This window comes from Gilvibacter sp. (genome assembly GCF_013214815.1).
Lineage (GTDB): Bacteria > Bacteroidota > Bacteroidia > Flavobacteriales > Flavobacteriaceae > Gilvibacter.
Window position 1 is genome coordinate 21,445 of sequence record NZ_JABSPU010000004.1, and the last position, 17,296, is coordinate 38,740.

Annotated in this window: 18 protein-coding genes; 2 read left to right on the forward strand and 16 right to left on the reverse strand. The window is 44.1% G+C overall.

Features of this window, described 5'->3' with window-relative positions; translation table 11 throughout:
• Nucleotides 1-37: 37 nt before the first annotated feature.
• Nucleotides 38-997, forward strand: a complete 960-nt coding sequence (locus HRT75_RS01550; RefSeq protein ID WP_291182249.1) for a T9SS type A sorting domain-containing protein — start codon at nucleotides 38-40, stop codon at nucleotides 995-997.
• Nucleotides 998-1,073: 76 nt separating this feature from the next.
• Here the strand turns inward: HRT75_RS01550 and HRT75_RS01555 are convergent, their stop codons facing one another.
• The 3 genes from HRT75_RS01555 to HRT75_RS01565 all read right to left on the reverse strand — a co-directional run bounded on the left by HRT75_RS01555 (nucleotide 1,074) and on the right by HRT75_RS01565 (nucleotide 5,011).
• Nucleotides 1,074-2,945: an OmpA family protein gene (locus HRT75_RS01555; protein ID WP_291182250.1), complete on the reverse strand. Its 1,872-nt coding sequence runs from the start codon at nucleotides 2,943-2,945 to the stop codon at nucleotides 1,074-1,076.
• An 18-nt stretch (nucleotides 2,946-2,963) separates the two neighbouring features.
• Nucleotides 2,964-3,878 carry a type IX secretion system membrane protein PorP/SprF gene (locus HRT75_RS01560; protein ID WP_291182251.1) on the reverse strand — a complete coding sequence of 305 codons (915 nt, stop codon included), beginning with the start codon at nucleotides 3,876-3,878 and terminating at the stop codon, nucleotides 2,964-2,966.
• A gap of 188 nt (nucleotides 3,879-4,066) precedes the next feature.
• Complete coding sequence (locus HRT75_RS01565) at nucleotides 4,067-5,011, reverse strand: endonuclease (RefSeq protein WP_291182252.1); 945 nt, start codon at nucleotides 5,009-5,011, stop codon at nucleotides 4,067-4,069.
• Between the two features lie 115 nt (nucleotides 5,012-5,126).
• Between HRT75_RS01565 and hflX the strand changes: the two genes are divergently transcribed.
• Nucleotides 5,127-6,341 (forward strand): GTPase HflX, encoded by a 1,215-nt coding sequence (hflX, locus tag HRT75_RS01570; protein WP_291182312.1) that lies wholly within the window; start codon nucleotides 5,127-5,129, stop codon nucleotides 6,339-6,341.
• Between the two features lie 51 nt (nucleotides 6,342-6,392).
• On the opposite strand, the gene HRT75_RS01575 is transcribed toward hflX, so the two are convergent.
• The 13 genes from HRT75_RS01575 to HRT75_RS01635 all read right to left on the reverse strand — a co-directional run bounded on the left by HRT75_RS01575 (nucleotide 6,393) and on the right by HRT75_RS01635 (nucleotide 17,293).
• Nucleotides 6,393-7,328, reverse strand: coding sequence for a DUF3078 domain-containing protein (locus HRT75_RS01575; protein ID WP_291182253.1), 936 nt, complete (start codon nucleotides 7,326-7,328; stop codon nucleotides 6,393-6,395).
• Nucleotides 7,329-7,471: 143 nt separating this feature from the next.
• A complete protein-coding gene (locus tag HRT75_RS01580; RefSeq protein ID WP_291182254.1) occupies nucleotides 7,472-7,978 on the reverse strand; it encodes a DUF2480 family protein in 507 nt (168 codons plus the stop codon).
• A 3-nt stretch (nucleotides 7,979-7,981) separates the two neighbouring features.
• Nucleotides 7,982-9,406 carry a hydroxymethylglutaryl-CoA synthase gene (locus tag HRT75_RS01585; RefSeq protein WP_291182255.1) on the reverse strand — a complete coding sequence of 475 codons (1,425 nt, stop codon included), beginning with the start codon at nucleotides 9,404-9,406 and terminating at the stop codon, nucleotides 7,982-7,984.
• Nucleotides 9,407-9,417: 11 nt separating this feature from the next.
• Nucleotides 9,418-9,744, reverse strand: a complete 327-nt coding sequence (locus HRT75_RS01590) for an SUF system Fe-S cluster assembly protein (protein WP_087524039.1) — start codon at nucleotides 9,742-9,744, stop codon at nucleotides 9,418-9,420.
• Between the two features lie 2 nt (nucleotides 9,745-9,746).
• Nucleotides 9,747-10,172 (reverse strand): SufE family protein, encoded by a 426-nt coding sequence (locus tag HRT75_RS01595; RefSeq protein ID WP_291182256.1) that lies wholly within the window; start codon nucleotides 10,170-10,172, stop codon nucleotides 9,747-9,749.
• Nucleotides 10,169-10,591 carry an META domain-containing protein gene (locus HRT75_RS01600; protein ID WP_291182257.1) on the reverse strand — a complete coding sequence of 141 codons (423 nt, stop codon included), beginning with the start codon at nucleotides 10,589-10,591 and terminating at the stop codon, nucleotides 10,169-10,171. Before HRT75_RS01600 ends, HRT75_RS01595 begins: the two co-directional genes overlap by 4 nt.
• 17 nt (nucleotides 10,592-10,608) lie before the next feature.
• Nucleotides 10,609-11,844, reverse strand: coding sequence for a cysteine desulfurase (locus HRT75_RS01605; protein ID WP_291182258.1), 1,236 nt, complete (start codon nucleotides 11,842-11,844; stop codon nucleotides 10,609-10,611).
• Between the two features lie 19 nt (nucleotides 11,845-11,863).
• On the reverse strand, nucleotides 11,864-13,177 hold the full coding sequence (gene sufD, locus HRT75_RS01610) for a Fe-S cluster assembly protein SufD (protein ID WP_291182259.1): 1,314 nt from the start codon (nucleotides 13,175-13,177) through the stop codon (nucleotides 11,864-11,866).
• A gap of 2 nt (nucleotides 13,178-13,179) precedes the next feature.
• Nucleotides 13,180-13,935, reverse strand: a complete 756-nt coding sequence (gene sufC, locus HRT75_RS01615; protein ID WP_291182260.1) for a Fe-S cluster assembly ATPase SufC — start codon at nucleotides 13,933-13,935, stop codon at nucleotides 13,180-13,182.
• A 1-nt stretch (nucleotide 13,936) separates the two neighbouring features.
• Nucleotides 13,937-14,299: a hypothetical protein gene (locus tag HRT75_RS01620; protein WP_291182261.1), complete on the reverse strand. Its 363-nt coding sequence runs from the start codon at nucleotides 14,297-14,299 to the stop codon at nucleotides 13,937-13,939.
• 2 nt (nucleotides 14,300-14,301) lie between these two features.
• A complete protein-coding gene (gene sufB, locus HRT75_RS01625) occupies nucleotides 14,302-15,750 on the reverse strand; it encodes a Fe-S cluster assembly protein SufB (protein ID WP_291182262.1) in 1,449 nt (482 codons plus the stop codon).
• 18 nt (nucleotides 15,751-15,768) lie between these two features.
• Nucleotides 15,769-16,098 (reverse strand): iron-sulfur cluster assembly accessory protein, encoded by a 330-nt coding sequence (locus HRT75_RS01630; RefSeq protein ID WP_272831240.1) that lies wholly within the window; start codon nucleotides 16,096-16,098, stop codon nucleotides 15,769-15,771.
• 115 nt (nucleotides 16,099-16,213) lie between these two features.
• Nucleotides 16,214-17,293: a cytochrome c peroxidase gene (locus tag HRT75_RS01635; protein ID WP_291182263.1), complete on the reverse strand. Its 1,080-nt coding sequence runs from the start codon at nucleotides 17,291-17,293 to the stop codon at nucleotides 16,214-16,216.
• Nucleotides 17,294-17,296: the final 3 nt, after the last annotated feature.

Genomic DNA, 17,296 nt, shown 5'->3' on the forward strand with positions numbered 1-17,296 from the left:
TCTACAGAATTACTAAATTTGAAAAAATCATCCTGCCATGAAAAAGATAAGCCCCATCTTTTTATTGCTCCTTATTAGCTTCAGTCTAAGCGCCCAAGATCATACGGGTGTTTCATATGGTCCAGAAGACCGTCAGTTTCTAGACATTTGGATTGCTCCATCTAGTATGCCTACTCCGGTTTTTGTTTATGCCCATCCAAACGGCGGCACTACAGACTTGCCAGGCTCCATTACGGATGATCTAAAAGACGTTGGAATCTCTGTGGTCTCTTGGGAGTCAATTACCAGTTTGACTTCAATAGAGGACGTAGAAACTACTTGGGCAGATGCTGAACTCATGTTCGAATGGTTAGAAGCCAATGCCGATACCTACAACTTTGACTTGACCAATATGATTATTGGAGGGTCCTCTAGAGGAACCATAGTGAGCTGGATCTATGGGCACCGGCCCAATCCCAATGTAAAAGGTTTGTATATGTATAATGCTTTACCAGATGGTATTTGGGCAGACCCATCGTGGTGGTTACCAACCGATGAGGTCAGTATAGACTCTCCACCTATATTTTTTGTCTATCGTTTTGAGCCGGGGACCGAAGATATCCACGATCCAGAGAACGGAATTATCATTACAGAAGCTTATGACGCTTTGGGAATCGGAGATCGGCACACCTTGGTACACAGTATTGAATATTCAGGAAATACAGATCGCTTCCAGTTTTTAGTTGACTTTGCACTGTCTGTGATAACTCCATTGAGTGTGGAAGAGCAAGAGTTGGGCGGCATCACTTTGTATCCGAATCCTGTCGCAGAGACTCTAAATTTTGAAACCGCGGCAAATTATCAATCCCTAAGAATTTATTCCGCGATGGGGCAATTAATCCTTCGTTCTGATTATAAGAGTCAACTAGATGTCTCAGTATTCTCTTCTGGAACTTATATTATTGAATTGCGTGATGATCAAGGACGTCTTCATCGCGATCGATTTATCAAGTATTAAAAAACCCTCCAAAGCTTTTCGCAAGGGAGGGTTCATTGGTTGGTTAGTTATTGTATTTTTCGAGCAATTCCTAGTTTTATTTCTTTACGATGATAAAGTCAGAGCGGCGGTTTTGTTGGTGCTGTTCATCTGTACATCCACCAGAGCAATCCACTAGAGGCTCTGTTTTACCTTTACCGATTCCGCTAATGCGGCTTGCGTCAATTCCTTGAGAGATCACATATTGTACTGAAGACTGTGCTCTGCGCTCAGAAAGCTGCATATTGTATCGGTTTCCACCGCGGCTGTCGGTGTGACTTTCTACGCGGATCACCATTTCAGGATACTTCTTCATTACTTGAACTAATTTGTCCAATTCAAAAGCAGCCTGTGGCTTGATGTTCGCTTTATCAAAGTCAAAGAAGATCGGTTCTAGAACCACGCGGTCTTCTTGAATGATTTCTTCAATTGGATTAAGCGCAATGCGTACCTCGTATGGTCCGTTCTCTGAAGAACTCGCCATAGCAGTTCCGCTTTCGTACTCAGCCTTTTCTGCAGTTAGGGAGTAGTTCATATCGCATTCGCCCATAAACTCAACCATTCCGTTTCCGTCGGTCATTTTAGACCCTAAACGGTTGCGGCTCGCATCAAAGATGTCAACTTTAGCATCAGCAAGCGGCGCTCCAGTATCTCCATCCACAACAGTGATCATCATATTTACATCACATGGTGGAATACCAGCAACTTGGTAGATGTCATCGCTTCCTTTTCCACCTTCACGGTCAGAAGAAACAAATCCGCTCATGCTAGCTTCGTCATACATAAAGGCAAAGTCATCTCCACCACTGTTTACAGGAACTCCCATATTGGTGATCTTTCCGCCTTCAGCTTTGAATACATCTAAACCTCCAAGACCTGGGTGACCATCACTAGAAAAGAATAGTGTTCCAGAATCAGCAATATGTGGGAATACTTCTTTTCCTTCGGTGTTTACTGCCTCAACGTTTTGAGGAGATCCGTAAGTTCCGTCAGCATTAACACTTACCATATAAATGTCGGCCATTCCTTTTCCACCTGGCATGTCAGACACAAAATAAAGCGTCTTTCCGTCTTTGCTCAAGCAAGGGTGACCTGTAGAGTACTCGCTGCTGTTGAAAGGAAGTGGCTTTACATCAACCCACTTTCCATTCACCAATTCAGCCGTATAAAGATTCAGTTGGTTTACACCATCCTCATCTTTTTGGTACTTTCCTTTAAAGTAGTTGTTACGGTCAAAGTAGATGCGCTTTCCATCCGCAGAGAAAGCAACAGTTCCTTCGTGGAACTTGGTGTTCACATCTCCAGGGATCAATTCCGCAGAACCAATAGTTCCATCAGTCCAGTTAGCGGCATATACATCTAAGAACGGTTGATCGTTCCATCCGTAATCTCTGCGTTTTGTATTACGAGCAGAAGAGAAATACATGGTGTTCCCACTCATGGTTCCACCAAATTCAGAGAATTCTGAGTTGATGTCTCCTGCATTTTCCACAGTAAATTGTGGCGTGTTGTTCAAAAGTCCAGGAATGTAATCCGGGTTTTTCATGAATTCCTGAGCACGCTTATCTCTAGGCTTCATACCGGCAAACTTCTTCATGATATCGTTAGATCCAGAGAAGTCTCCATTGGCTTTCAAACTCTGCGCGTAATTGTATACAGATTCTGCATCTACATTGCTATCAGTCATGATGCGCTTGTAGTAGGTAGCAGCTTTTTCAGTGTCATTAATATTGTAGTAACTATTGGCCAAGCGCTCGTAAACATAAGAGTCAGCTTTTCCACGAGCAATTAGGCGCTCATAGTCTTCAATAGCTTCGGTATATTCCAAGCGGTCGTAGTGCTTGTCTGCCGCCTTGGTGTCTTTGTTCTGAGCAGTCAAGGTGGCCGTGCTTACCGTAAGTGCGAATATAAAGAGGTATATTTTTTTCATGTTCTTCGAAGAATAGGATTAGAAATATCTAGGCGACTTGAGCACGCGCTTGTTGAGGAAGATATCAAAGGTTAGAATGATTTCGTGCGATGCGCTGGTAACCACATCCAGGTCAGAAACTACGCTGTCATAAGCGTAACCAATTCTGAAGTTAGGAGTAGCTTGGAAACCGACAAGACCACTGAAAGAGTCATCTAAACGGTAAGAAGCACCCAGCTCGAATTTTTCGTAGAACAGTGCGTTGAGGTTCGCATCAAAAGATAAGGGAGCATCAAAAGCCCCTTTAACCAAAACGTGTGGCTTAAGCTTTACGTTTTGAGAAAGATCAAATACATATCCTGTCGCAGCAAAGAAGTGATTGGTCTCAGAACCGTACTTCAATCCGTTTTCATCCAAGTGTACCGAGTTTAACAAGTTCGGTACAGAAACAGATAGGTAGAATTTATCGGTGTAAAAGAATGCACCCGCACCAATATTCGGGTAAGTACTGTTGATGTCTTGAGAGAAGAATGGATCTCCTGGATCGGTCAACAATAAGGTAGACAAGGCCACATCGTGAAAGGTAGCACCCGCCTTAAGACCTAAGGCCAACTTCGCATTGTCACTCACCTGCAAGGTGTATGAGAAATCCACGAATACGTTAGTTTCCTGCACCGGTCCTAATTCGTCTTTAATGGCAGAAAGCCCTAAACCAGTCTTCTCGCCTATGGGAGCATGACCAGAAAATGTGATGGTTTCAGGAGCCCCGTCAAAACCAGACCATTGTCTGCGGTAGAGCGCCGTCATCGAAAGGGATTCTTTAGACCCAGCATAGGCAGGGTTTATCACATTCATATTATACATGTACTGGGTGTACTGAGGATCTTGCTGTGCGTCAGCATCCTGTAAACCAAGAACACAAAATACGAGAAGTAGCGTGTAGAGTTTTTTCATTCTTGTTTAGTTATATCAATGCAAAATTTTGATGTTTCACGCTTGGTTTTTAAAGCCTCAAGCGGCTTTAGTGGCTGTGACACCTAACCAAATGAAACACTAATTTAACCAAAATTATGATAGTTCAACCGAGTAACTACAATAATAGATAAGCGGCATAATTCATCGACAAACGCGGGGTTGAAATCCTAAAATTTATGAATTGTAAAGCTCGCATAGACGGGAAAGTGGTCGCTGAAACCACCCAAATGTTTTTTCCCAACGTAGGTTCTAAAGGGATTTCCTTTGAATCTACCGCTGTATTCTCTCAGGTAAATAGGATCGAATATTTCTGCCTGCTCAAAGCGCAATCCAAACTTGTCTTTGGTCCTTAGAGACTCGCTGACCAAGATCTGATCGAACAGATACCAACTGTCTCGATATTTTGAACTCCCGCGTTTTCTTGTGTGGAGTTTTTCCATCGGATTGTAGAATGATTCCGGCACCAAATTGTCTTTGATACTTGCCGAGTCTGGATTGTCGTTAAAATCACCCATGATCACCAGATCGGCTTCAGGTTCTGAGGCACGAACCTCATGTACCATTTCCAGGCAGGTCTGAGCCGCTTTTACACGTTTGTATTCCGTGAGTTCAGCTCCTGCACGTCGGGAGGGCCAATGATTGACCATCAAATGTACCGGAGCTCCATCCAGGAGGCCTTTAACGTAGAGTATGTCACGGGTGTAGTCGCGTTCTCCTTCTGGATTGTGAATCATTACCGCCAAGGTTTTACTCTCCAAGACCTCAAAGTGGGCATCTCTGTAGAGCAAGGCGGTGTCAATGCCACGTTCATCTGGTGCGTCAAAATGCACATACCGATACCCGAGTTTTCTCAGGTGCTTGCTGCCGATCAGATCGCGAATCACCGTTTTGTTCTCCACTTCAGCTATCCCAACAACCGCTGGAGGTTCACCCACTTCATCGGCACCAATTTTCGCGATGACAGAACCTAATTTTTTGAGTTTCTTCTCATAGCGTTTGCGGTTCCAACGCTTTTCAGACTTAGGGGTAAAGTCGTTATCTAACGTATAAGGATCGTCATGGAGGTCAAAGAGATTCTCCAAATTGTAAAAGCCGATGTTGTGGCGTTTCATGCGGTTGATTAAACTGGTTGATCAAATTACAAAAATTCAACGCAATTGCCCTTTATAAAAGGATTTGAAGCCATAAAAAATAGACGGAATCGGCATGTTTTGTACCTTTACACTCATGCTAGAGCAAAAAGAAATAGCTTACGAGAATACCGTATTGGTCGGGATCGTGACTCAGGGTCAGGATGCTGATACCCTTGAAGATTATTTAGACGAGCTTCAATTTTTAGCCTATACGGCTGGAGGCGAAGTAAAGCGTCGTTTTACGCAACGTATGGAGCGCCCCAACCCAAAAACCTTTATTGGTACAGGAAAAATGGAGACGCTAATGGAATACGTCAAAGAGAACGACATCAGCACTGTGATCTTTGATGATGAGTTGACACCAGCGCAGCAAAACAACATAGAAAAGCTGCTGCGTTGTAAGATCTTAGACCGAACCGGGTTGATCCTCGACATCTTTGCCCAACGGGCCAAGACCAGTTATGCGCGAACCCAAGTGGAGTTAGCGCAGTATGAATACCTCTTACCTCGATTGACCGGGCTTTGGACGCACTTGGAGCGTCAGCGAGGAGGTATTGGGATGCGCGGACCTGGAGAAACGGAGATTGAAACGGACCGTCGAATCGTGCGGGATCGAATCGCCTTACTCAAAAAGAAACTGCAAACCATAGACAAGCAAATGGCTGTGCAACGTGGGAATCGCGGGGCCTTGGTTCGTGTGGTTTTGGTGGGGTATACCAACGTTGGAAAGTCCACTTTGATGAACGTCATCTCTAAATCTAACGTCTTTGCAGAGAACAAACTTTTTGCTACTCTGGACACCACAGTGCGAAAGGTAGTGATTGGTAATTTGCCTTTTCTGCTGAGTGATACCGTAGGGTTTATCAGAAAGTTGCCTACTCAATTGGTGGAATCTTTTAAGAGTACTTTAGACGAAGTTCGCGAGGCGGATCTGCTCTTACATGTGGTAGATATTTCGCATCCGAATTTTGAAGAACATATCGAATCGGTTAATGCGATCTTGGATGAGATTCATTGCGCCGACAAGCCAACACTAATGGTCTTTAATAAGATCGATGCTTATACCCACGAAATCATCGCCGATGATGATCTAACCACAGAACGCACCAACAAGCACAATACTTTGGCCGAATGGCAACGCACTTGGATGGCTCGAGCCAATGGTGATGCGATCTTCATTTCAGCTTTAAATAAGGAGAATCTGGAGGAATTTAGAAAGGTTGTTTATGAAAAGGTACGGGAGATTCACATCACGCGTTTTCCTTATAACCACTTTCTGTATCCTTCCTATGAAGAAAATCAAGAATAAAAAAAGCCGCTTGAAAAAAGCGGCTTTCTTTTTGTTTTCAATAATGCGGATTTAGAACTTGTAGTTCACACCAAAGAGCCAGTAGCTCTGTACATCATTGTCAATATTGTCAAAGGTTGGCATGACATCACCTTCCATTACATTAGCCAAAGCGTTTGCCAAGGCCTCTTGCTGGTTTCCTCTTAGACCCAATTCAAATCCAATCCCGATTCCTTTCCAAAGGGTGTATCCTAAAGAGTTGATCCACGTCCAGTTAGAAAGATCGCTAGACTCATAGCTTTGAAAGGCAGATAGGTTAGACTTCAAATTCAACTTTCCAAAAGAACGGGTGTAATCCACCAAGATCTTGGCACCAAATGAAGAGTTGTAAACCACGTCATCGTCTGCAAATACAAAGTTGTAGTTCAAAGGATGTACAACAACTACCAAGTTTTCAATTGGTGTCCATGTTGCACCAATACCAAGATCTAAATAACCAGGATCGTTGAAGTTGTTCAAAATGGTAGAGCGGTATTCTGCCAATCCTGATACGGCTAAGTTCTTGGCAATGTTACGTCCGTAAAGTGAGGTGATGTTAAACACATCTGTAGCTTCCTGGAAACTGTCATCGTCTGTCGGGTCGTCTTGATCATCAAACTTTACCCATCTCAAGTTTACATTTAAGGCGTTGCGCCAAAAGAACTTTTCTTGCTTGAGGTTAGCAAAGGAGTTGAAAGTGATTCCAATATTACCTGAAGATACATTTGGAGTACCTTGAGCATACCAGTTACTAAATTCAGATAGACTGAAACCAACGGTTCCAAAAGCTCCGAATTTCCATCCTGGTAGTGCGTCTAATTTAGATTGCAAGCCATCAGCGCGTCCTTGAATGGCTGCAATAGAGTCTTTTTTGGCTGCGATAGCAGACTTGAGTTCTTCTTCTGTTTCTTGTCCCCAACTTAGCGCTGGTAAAACTAATAGGGCAAAAAGTAGTGCAATTCTTTTCATTGCTCGTCTGTTTTAAAATTTGTGTAGGGTGCTAGTCCCCAACGGATTAGTTACTACACAAAGATACGGTAAATAATTACTGTGGAAATTACCGACGCTGAAAGTTAAGAAATTTGGATGAAAGGACGTAATTGTTCGACGTCTTACCTGCGCTTATATACGGGAACAGAAGAACAGGCCTCTCCAAAGAGTACACTCTTGGCTATTCCTTGCAAACGATTGCTCAGTGTAATTAAGGCTTGTTCGGGAATATCTCGATCTCCGCAGCCTTTTATGATTACCGGTCTGTCTTGATACTCACTGAGGTCAAGACCTTCCATATAGCGCTGTGCATAAGCGGTCATGGCCGTGGCTTTATCACCTAACACGATTAATTCGGCCAGTGGGTTAACGGCAGCGGCAACAAGCATAAAGGCCCAGCCGGGAAGTATGGCGTCTGTGCTGCAATGCAAAGCAACTACTTTGTCCGCGTAAGCGGAAAGATCAGCTGCTTCCAAAGCCGTTCTAAGTTCTTTTTCTTTAAGAATGAACCCGCCTGTAAGCCATTGAGAAATGTCCAGCTCTGCCACCTCGATCTCAGGAAAAAGTTCTTCCAGATCTAGGTTGACCAATGGACTTTTCGCTACGCGATTTACAATCGGATCTTCCATACTTTAGGCTTTGTTTTGGGCGTAGGTTCTCAGACCGATCGCCGTCTCCTTTTCAGATTCAATATGAGTTAATACGATATCATCAGACACGACCACTGGTTTTTGCTTAGCTCCGGTGTGTAACTGTTGATAGGTCTCAATGTCCACCTGCTGGCGTTGCGCCAATTGGTCGCTAAGGTCTAATGCAGCCATGCCGTCTTTCCAGTTTTCTTGGATAGTTCCGGTGAACACTTTGGATTTGGAACCGCTTCCGTAAGCGATAAATCCAAGCGCTTTGCCGCTCAAGTCCGTTAGATCATTCTCTGCATGCATCAGCAAGCTCACTAAGGCCATAAAAATGGAGGCGGTGTACATATTGCCAATTACAGAAGATGCGCGTTCAGTAACCTCACTGTGATCTGCCACGAACTTGGAGTACAAACTTGATTTTGCCACAGCGCGTTTCCAGCCTTTAGGGTCTTCTTCTGGAGATCCCACCTCTGCGATCAAAGCGTCATAAGTTGGAGTTCCTGAGATCCACTCCAGCCAATTACGCAAAATGATTCTGCGCCCGTGATAGGCATAGGGTAGGTGAAACACCAAGTAGTCCCAATTCATAAAATCAGCACTACTTTCTTGTTCTTTATAATGGGCCAATGCTTCTGTGATCCTGTCGGAATAGCAAGCGTTGGAGTATTGTCCGTCAAAAACAGGCTCTTCCCGATAGACGTTGACAATTCTATGTGGGTCTGACCACAAGGATCCTGTTTGTTCTGTTTTTGGTAGTGAGATATCAGCCGAGTCGGTTAACTCTTTCAAAAGGTCTTCCTTGACAAAACTGCGGCGTGGTTTAAAGAAATCACCCACACTCTGCATTCCAATTCCCCAAGTGTCGTCAATACTCACAATTCTAGGGTTAGCCGTGATTAAGGTAGCTACGGCACCAGCACCTTGGGTGTACTCTCCGGTGGAGTGTAGTTCGTATTTAGACAAGTCAGAGGCAATCACGATCGCCTTTCTGTTCTGCCCACCTTTAACCCAATCCAAGCAGTTTTGCAATGCATCTACAGCACCCACGCAGGCAAAGGTCAAATCAACAACATCACAGTTCTTAAAGCAACGATTGCCATATTGCGGAGCCAAGCGCTGTTCAACATATTCTGTAGCGTAAGTTGCAGTGGGTTTGGAACCGTCTACAGCACTTTCTGTCCCCACATAAATACGTCCGATCTCGCGAGGATCAAAGGCGTTGTTGTTTATGAGCTTCCAGAGTGCATTGGCAGCAAAACTCGCTGCGTCTTCGTCTGTGTCAGGCAAGGCCATTTGCTCCAGACCCAGTCCTTTTCTCAGTTTCTCATAAGGGATTTCTCGTGCTTCAGCCAGATCTGCAATATCCAAATACAGTTTGGGGATATAAACAGCCAGGGCATCGATTCCGTATGTCGTCATGCCTGTAATTTTTACAACATACCCAGTTCTAGTTTGGCTTCTTCGCTCATCAGGTCTTGACTCCAAGGCGGATCAAAGGTGATCTCCACTTCAGCGTCTTTTACCGCTTTGATGGATTTAACCTTGTCTTCAACTTCCTTGGGAAGCGTTTCAGCTACCGGGCAGTTTGGTGTGGTTAGTGTCATTAGTATTTTTACGTCCATGTCTTCATTGACCAAGACGTCGTAAATAAGTCCTAATTCATAAATATCAACTGGAATTTCCGGATCAAAAATGGTCTTTAAGACCTTTACGATCTTTTCTCCAAGTTCGGCGGTGTCTACAGTTTGCTCGCTCATATTTATGCCTTTAATTGAGATTGATACGCCACAGCGTATAATTTGATTTGTTTAATCATTGAAACCAAGCCGTTGGCTCGGGTTGGAGACAAATGCTCCTTGAGTCCGATCTCATCCACAAAGGCAAGATCGGCATTGACAATTGCTTCTGGAGATTGTCCAGAGAACACACGGATCAGCAAAGCCACTATACCTTTGGTAATGATGGCATCACTATCTGCAGTAAGCATAACCTGTCCGTCTTGAAGTTCAGCATGCAACCAAACTTTAGACTGACAGCCTTTAATGATGAATTCATCAGTTTTGTACTGCGGATCGATCAGAGGCAATGATTTCCCCAAAGCGATCATGTGCTCGTAGCGTTGCATCCAATCTTCAAAGAATGCAAACTCGTCAATTATTTCTTCTTGAATTTCCGCTATGGTCATTCTGCTATTTTTTCCAATTGCATTAAAACGGTATCTCCGTTCATCAAATTCAATTTACCGTCGTCAGCAGCTACAACACCATTGACTGCTGTAAGTCCTTGAATGAGCTGCTTTTCAAGATCCATTCGTCCTTCACAGAACATCTTGGTAGACCCTAAGGCTTCAATGGATATACTGGCTTCATTCTGGGTAAAGTTTCCAAACAACTTATTGCATCCAGAGGATCCATTTACACTGTTGGTATTGGGGTCAAAAATGAGCTCCATACCTTGATCAGCAAAGGCCTCTCCATTCATAGTAACTACTTTGTAATTACCGTTGAGGTTCATATCTGCCTGAGATTTACCGCTAGCTGCGCTTTGTTTACTGCCGTTACAACTCAACATTAAGCTGAGTACTAATAATATCGCGATTCGCATAGACTTCAAATTTAGGTTTAACTAAGCATTTGCTGTGCGCGTTTTACTCCAGCTACCAATCGATCAATTTCCTCGGTAGTGTTGTAAAATGAGAAGGACGCACGTACGGTCCCAGGGATCTTATAAAAGTCCATAATGGGCTGCGCACAGTGGTGTCCAGTTCGCACTGCTATACCTAATTTGTCAAGAATGGTGCCAACATCATACGGATGCACGCCCTCTAAATTAAAAGAAATAACCGAGGTCTTAGCTTTTGTTGTTCCATAAATGCGTAATCCTGGAACAGTCAAAAGCTGCTGAGTTCCGTATTCTAGTAGCTCATTCTCGTAATCTGCAATAGCTTGCAAGCCTATGGAATTTAGGTAGTCAATTGCAATTCCAAAGGCAATTCCGCCAGACACATTAGGTGTTCCGGCTTCAAATTTGTGTGGCAATTCTGCGTAGGTAGTCTTTTCAAAAGTCACCTCTTTAATCATCTCACCGCCCCCTTGATATGGAGGGAGTCTATTGAGCCAAGATTCCTTGCCGTATAAAAAACCAATTCCTGTAGGGCCGCACATTTTATGGGCAGAACTCACATAGAAATCAGCGTCTAATTCTTGAACATCTACAGTTTGGTGCGCGCAAGATTGCGCTCCGTCGATCAAAACTGCAGCTCCGTGCTCATGGGCTAGGGCAATGATCTCCTTCACAGGATTGATCGTTCCTAAAGCATTGGAGATATGATTGACAAAGACCAGTTTGGTATTGTTGTTCAAAAGCGCCTGATAGTCTTCCATGATCAAGGTTCCGTCCTCGTTCATAGGAATTACCTTCAAGCTCGCTCCAGTACGCTCACAAAGCATTTGCCAGGGCACAATATTGGAATGGTGTTCCATAGCAGAGACCAAGATCTCATCACCGCTTTGAAGCAAATGACTGAAGCCGTTGGCCACAATATTGATACTGTGAGTGGTTCCCGAAGTGAAGATCACTTCGTGTTGTTTTTCTGCCCCGATGAATTTCTGAATCTTTTTGCGCGCAGCCTCATAAGCATCTGTAGCCTCTTGAGATAAAGCGTGTACCCCGCGATGGATGTTCGCGTTGTAGTTGCTGTAGTAGTCTACAATACTGTCAATGACCACTTGAGGTTTTTGAGACGTGGCTGCGTTGTCAAAATACACCAAAGGATAACCGTTTACCTCGCGCTTAAGAATAGGGAACTCTTTGCGGATAGTGGCAACATCAAAGGGTATTTTGGCTGTTTGATTCATCTAAATTTAGGGCTATATATTACAGATCAAAACCGAGTTGAACGCCAATTTTTTCAGCGATCAATCCGTTGATTCTATTTTTCAGTTCTGGGATCTTTACACTTTCCAATACGTTGTTAGCAAAGGCATACATCAAAAGGGCGTTAGCCTCTTTCTTTCCGATTCCGCGTGAACGCAGATAGAATAGTGCGTCTTCATCTAACTGTCCAATAGTACAACCGTGAGAACACTTTACATCATCTGCGAAGATCTCTAGTTGTGGTTTGGCGTTGATGGTTGCCTTGTCACTGATCAAGATATTGTTGTTCTGTTGGAAGGCGTCGATCTTCTGCGCGATCTTATCCACCATCACTTTACCGTTGAATACCCCAACAGCAGAATCGTCATAGATTCCTTTGTAGTCTTGGTGACTCTCACAGTTTGGTGATTGGTGATGTACCAAAGTAGAGTGGTCCACGTGTTGCTTCTTCTCAATAATGGTCACCCCTTTCAAAGTAGAATCGCAGTGCTGTCCTTGCTGGTAGAAGTTCAAGTTGTTTCTGATCAGTTTTCCACCAAAAGAGAAGGTGTGTACACGGCAATTGCTATCACGTTCTTGCTTAATATAAGTACTGTCAATTAGAGAAGCAGTCTCTGCATCGTTCTGTACTTTGTAATAATCAATATATGCGCGCTTCTCAGCAAATATCTCGGTAACCGAATTGGTCAAGATCGGATGCTCTGCCAAACTTTGATGGCGCTCAATGATCTGCACGTGGGCATTCTCACCAACAACTACCAAGTTGCGCGGCTGGATCATCAATGCAGCTTCACTACCTGTAGCAAAGTTGATGATCTCAATAGGTTTTTCTACTTCCTTGTGCGCCGGAATAAAGATGTAAGCACCTTCTTTGGCAAAGGCCGTATTGAGTGAGGTGATGCTGTCCGTCTCCGCAGCTTTATTGAAATAAGCTTCAATTACCGGGCGGTATTTGTCTTTGCTCAATGCAGAAGACAGTAAACATACATCAATTCCCTCATGCGTCGTCTCAGACAAGAAAGAAGAGTAAACACCATCTACAAAAACTATTTTGTAGGTGTCTACATCGTGCAAAAAGTATTGCTTTACATTCTTGTATTCTAAGGCGTCTGATTTCTTTGGAAAAACGGTGTAATCCGCTTTGAGCATTTTGTCAAGCGGGGTGTATTTCCAAGCTTCGTGTTTACGGGTTGGGAAGCCGGTATTCTCAAAGTTCTTAATGGCAGCAGAGCGGATATCGTGAATCAAGTGTTCTTGATCCAACGAATCCTCGTAGGCCATATAAGAAGAGATCAATTTATCTTTTAAACTCATCTTTAAGCCGTTTTAACTTCTTCTTTGATCCAGTCGTATCCTTTCTCTTCTAGCTTAAGCGCTAAGTCCTTGTCTCCAGTCTTTACGATCTTCCCATCCATAAGTACGTGTACTTTATCTGGAACGATGTAGTCCAAAAGACGCTGGTAGTGCGTAATTACCAATACGGCATTGTTTTCGCTGCGGAGTTTATTCACCCCGTTTGCAACAATACGCAAGGCGTCAATGTCCAAACCAGAGTCCGTCTCATCCAAAATGGCCAACTTAGGCTCGAGCATAGCCATTTGGAAGATCTCGTTGCGCTTTTTCTCACCTCCGGAGAATCCTTCATTCAAGGAACGGGATAAGAACTTGCGATCAATTTCTAACAAGGCCGCTTTTTCGCGGATCTTCTTCAACATCTCGGCAGCAGGCATTTCTTCCATGCCTTGAGCTTTGCGTGTTTCATTGATGGCGGTCTTCACAAAGTTGGTTACCGATACTCCCGGGATCTCTACCGGATACTGGAAAGAAAGGAACACTCCGTGATGAGCGCGCTCTTCCGGATCCAACTCTGAAATATCTTCTCCTTCTAACAGTAAGTTGCCTTCTGTCATTTCATAGTCCTCGTTTCCTGCGATCACAGAGGCCAAGGTACTTTTACCAGAACCGTTTGGACCCATGATAGCGTGTACCTCTCCGGCACCGATTTGCAGGTCAATTCCTTTTAGAATGTCTTTGTCTTCTACACTTGCGTGCAAATTTTCTATCTGTAACATCTTACTGATTTGTTTCTTCAATTTCTATATCCGGTCCGACAGCCGTCGGGCTTACTTCTACAATTCTCTTGATAGTCAGGATGGAATCCCAACCTTCTGCATTGGCAGGTTTTGCCTCTACCACAGCCTCCAGGGTTACCGGAACCATGTCAAAAGGCGTCTTTTGCCAATTCGCAGCCTTAGTGGCGAGTTCTTGAGTCATTGCATCGTTTTTGACCGTATACATGACTTCATTTACTTCCAATACTGCATTGTCTTCAAAAAGCAAAAAGTTGCCTTTGTATTTTTTAGTGTCTGCAGATTGCTCTTCTGCACAGCTTGCCATTAGGGCAAATATGAAAAATAGAGTCGCTAGTTTTCTCATGCTTATCCTACTGAGCCTTCTAGGCTGATTTCTAATAGTTTCTGAGCTTCCACAGCAAATTCCATCGGGAGTTTATTCAAAACTTCCTTGCTGAATCCATTCACGATAAGCGCGATCGCCTTTTCGGTATCAATACCGCGTTGGTTGCAGTAAAAGATCTGGTCTTCCCCAATCTTACTCGTTGTCGCTTCGTGTTCTATGGTTGCTGATTTATTCTTTGCCTCAATGTATGGGAAGGTATGTGCTCCACACTCATTACCCATCAAAAGCGAATCACACTGCGAGAAGTTACGCGCATTCTCCGCTCTGGAATTGATCTGCACCAATCCACGATACGAGTTCTGCGATTTCCCGGCAGAGATTCCTTTGGAGATGATCGTACTGCGGGTGTTCTTCCCGAGGTGGATCATTTTAGTTCCTGTATCTGCCTGCTGGTAATTGTTGGTCACGGCGATGGAGTAGAATTCTCCGATCGAGTTGTTCCCTTTAAGCACACAACTTGGGTATTTCCAGGTTACTGCGGATCCTGTTTCTACTTGCGTCCAGCTGATCTTGGCATTGGTCTCACAAAGTCCGCGCTTGGTCACAAAGTTGAAAACCCCACCTTTTCCGTCTTTTCCTCCAGGATACCAGTTTTGCACGGTGCTGTACTTAATTTCGGCATCGTCCAAGGCAATGAGTTCTACCACTGCGGCGTGCAATTGGTTCTCATCACGCGATGGTGCGGTACATCCTTCCAAGTAACTTACGTAAGAACCTTCATCAGCAATTACCAAAGTTCTTTCAAACTGTCCGGTTCCGGCCTGATTGATTCTAAAATAAGTGGAAAGCTCCATGGGGCATCTAACACCCTTTGGGATATAACAGAAGGATCCGTCACTAAATACTGCCGAATTCAAAGCAGCGTAGAAGTTGTCTCGCTGTGGAACCACAGATCCGATATACTTCTTGACTAGTTCCGGATGCTCTTGGATGGCTTCTGAGATGGAACAGAAAATAATTCCCTTCTCTGCCAAAGTCTCTTTGAAAGTTGTGGCTACAGAAACAGAGTCCATTACGATGTCTACGGCAACTCCGGCAAGCTTCTTTTGCTCTTCCAAGGAGATTCCGAGTTTGTTGAAAGTCTCCAACAATTCAGGATCTACTTCATCCAAGCTCTCGTATTTGGCCTTCTTTGCAGGGGCCGAATAATAAGAAATGGCTTGAAAATCGGGTTTGTCGTAGTTCACATTGGCCCAGTCTGGCTCTTCCATTTCTTGCCAATAACGAAAAGCCTCTAGACGCCATTCGGTCATCCACTCGGGCTCTTCCTTCTTTTTAGAAATGGCGCGAACAATATCTTCGTTCAATCCCACAGGAAAGGTATCGGACTCAATATCGGTATAGAATCCGTACTCGTACTCTTTAGTCTCGAGTTCCTTTTTTAAATCGTCTTCAGTAAACTTATTCATGGATTGATTGCTTAAAAATTAGAGCGAAAAGCTTTCGCCGCAGCCACAGGTTCTGTTAGCGTTGGGGTTATTGAATACAAAGCCTTTGCCGTTGAGTCCTCCGCTGTATTCCAAGGTGGTTCCCACCAAGTACAGGAAGCTGCGCTTGTCTACCAAGATGCGAACAGCATTGTCTTCAAAGATCTTGTCTTCATCCGCTTTGCTGTTGTCAAATTTGAGTTCATAGGACAAGCCAGAACAGCCACCACTTTTCACGCCTACGCGCACAAAATCTGTAGTAGCGTTAAAGCCCTCTTCTTGCATGAGTTGGGCTAGTTTGGTTTTTGCGATATCACTTACTTTGATCATTCCTCTATAGACTGATTGTAAATTGTATGCAAATATACGGCAAAACGCGCTGTGTTTAACGTTTTAACATATTATTAAAGCGCATGGAATAATAAGGGTTTTCGATGATTCTGACCTAGAATTCCGCGAAGCGATCGTCGAAGATAAAATTGTCGTCTGTCAGGGTTTTTAGAAAGGCGATGATCTGGGCTTTTTCTGCCTCAGTCAAAGGGATTCCCAAACTGCCGTCGGCGTTGCGCAATAGTGGGTCTAAGGTTGGGCTGTCAACGATGCCGTCGGAATAATGATCCAATACAGCCTCCAGATCTGGAATCCGACCGTCATGCATATAAGGGAAAGTCGCCTCAATATTACGGAGGCTCGGTACTTTGAATTTCAGGCTATCGCTAGGTTGTCCCGTAACGCGATAGCGCCCGATATCATTGAATTCAGGATCAATGCTCAGGCCATTGTTTCTATAAGTTTGATCCGTTTGTAACACTCCAGAATGACAGCTGGAACACTTGGCTTCAAAGAGGCCTAAACCAGCTGTTTCGTCCGAGGTGAGGGTGGTTCCGTCGTTGCGTAAAAAGCGGTCGTACTTGCTATCTGCAGAGACCATCATCAGCATGAATTGAGACAACGCTTTTAAAATATTATCTGGGTCTATTTGCCCGTTGTCAAAGGCCGCAGCAAACATTTCAACATACTCAGGATCTTGACTCAGCGTAGTCACAATATTGTTGAAGGTATTGTTCATTTCGACCTCAGCGGTGATGGGTATAATTGGCTGAGCATCCAAGTGCCCAGCAGCGCCATCCCAGGTGAATTCTTGCATAAAAGCCAAATTGTGAAGCGGTTGCGCATTGCGTTTCCCAATGGCGCCATTAACGCCGTGACTCGTAATGTGAGTATGGTGGGTAAAGGCAAAGGCTTGGATGTGACAGAATCCGCAGGAAACCACGCCATCAGAGGCCAAACGTCCATCATAAAACAGCTTTTTACCAAGCACAAAACCGTTTTGAGTAGGTGGGTTTTGGCTCAGGTCGTACGTAAGATCCGGGAAGTAATCTGGGATTTCCAAAGTCAGCGCTACATCTACTTCTAGGGTCTCCTCTAAAGGGTCTTCAGCCACCGGCGCATCCTCATAGGGCTCGTTCTCCCCACAGGCGCTCAAAAGCACAATTAGAAATAATATGTAAAACTGTTTGATCATGTT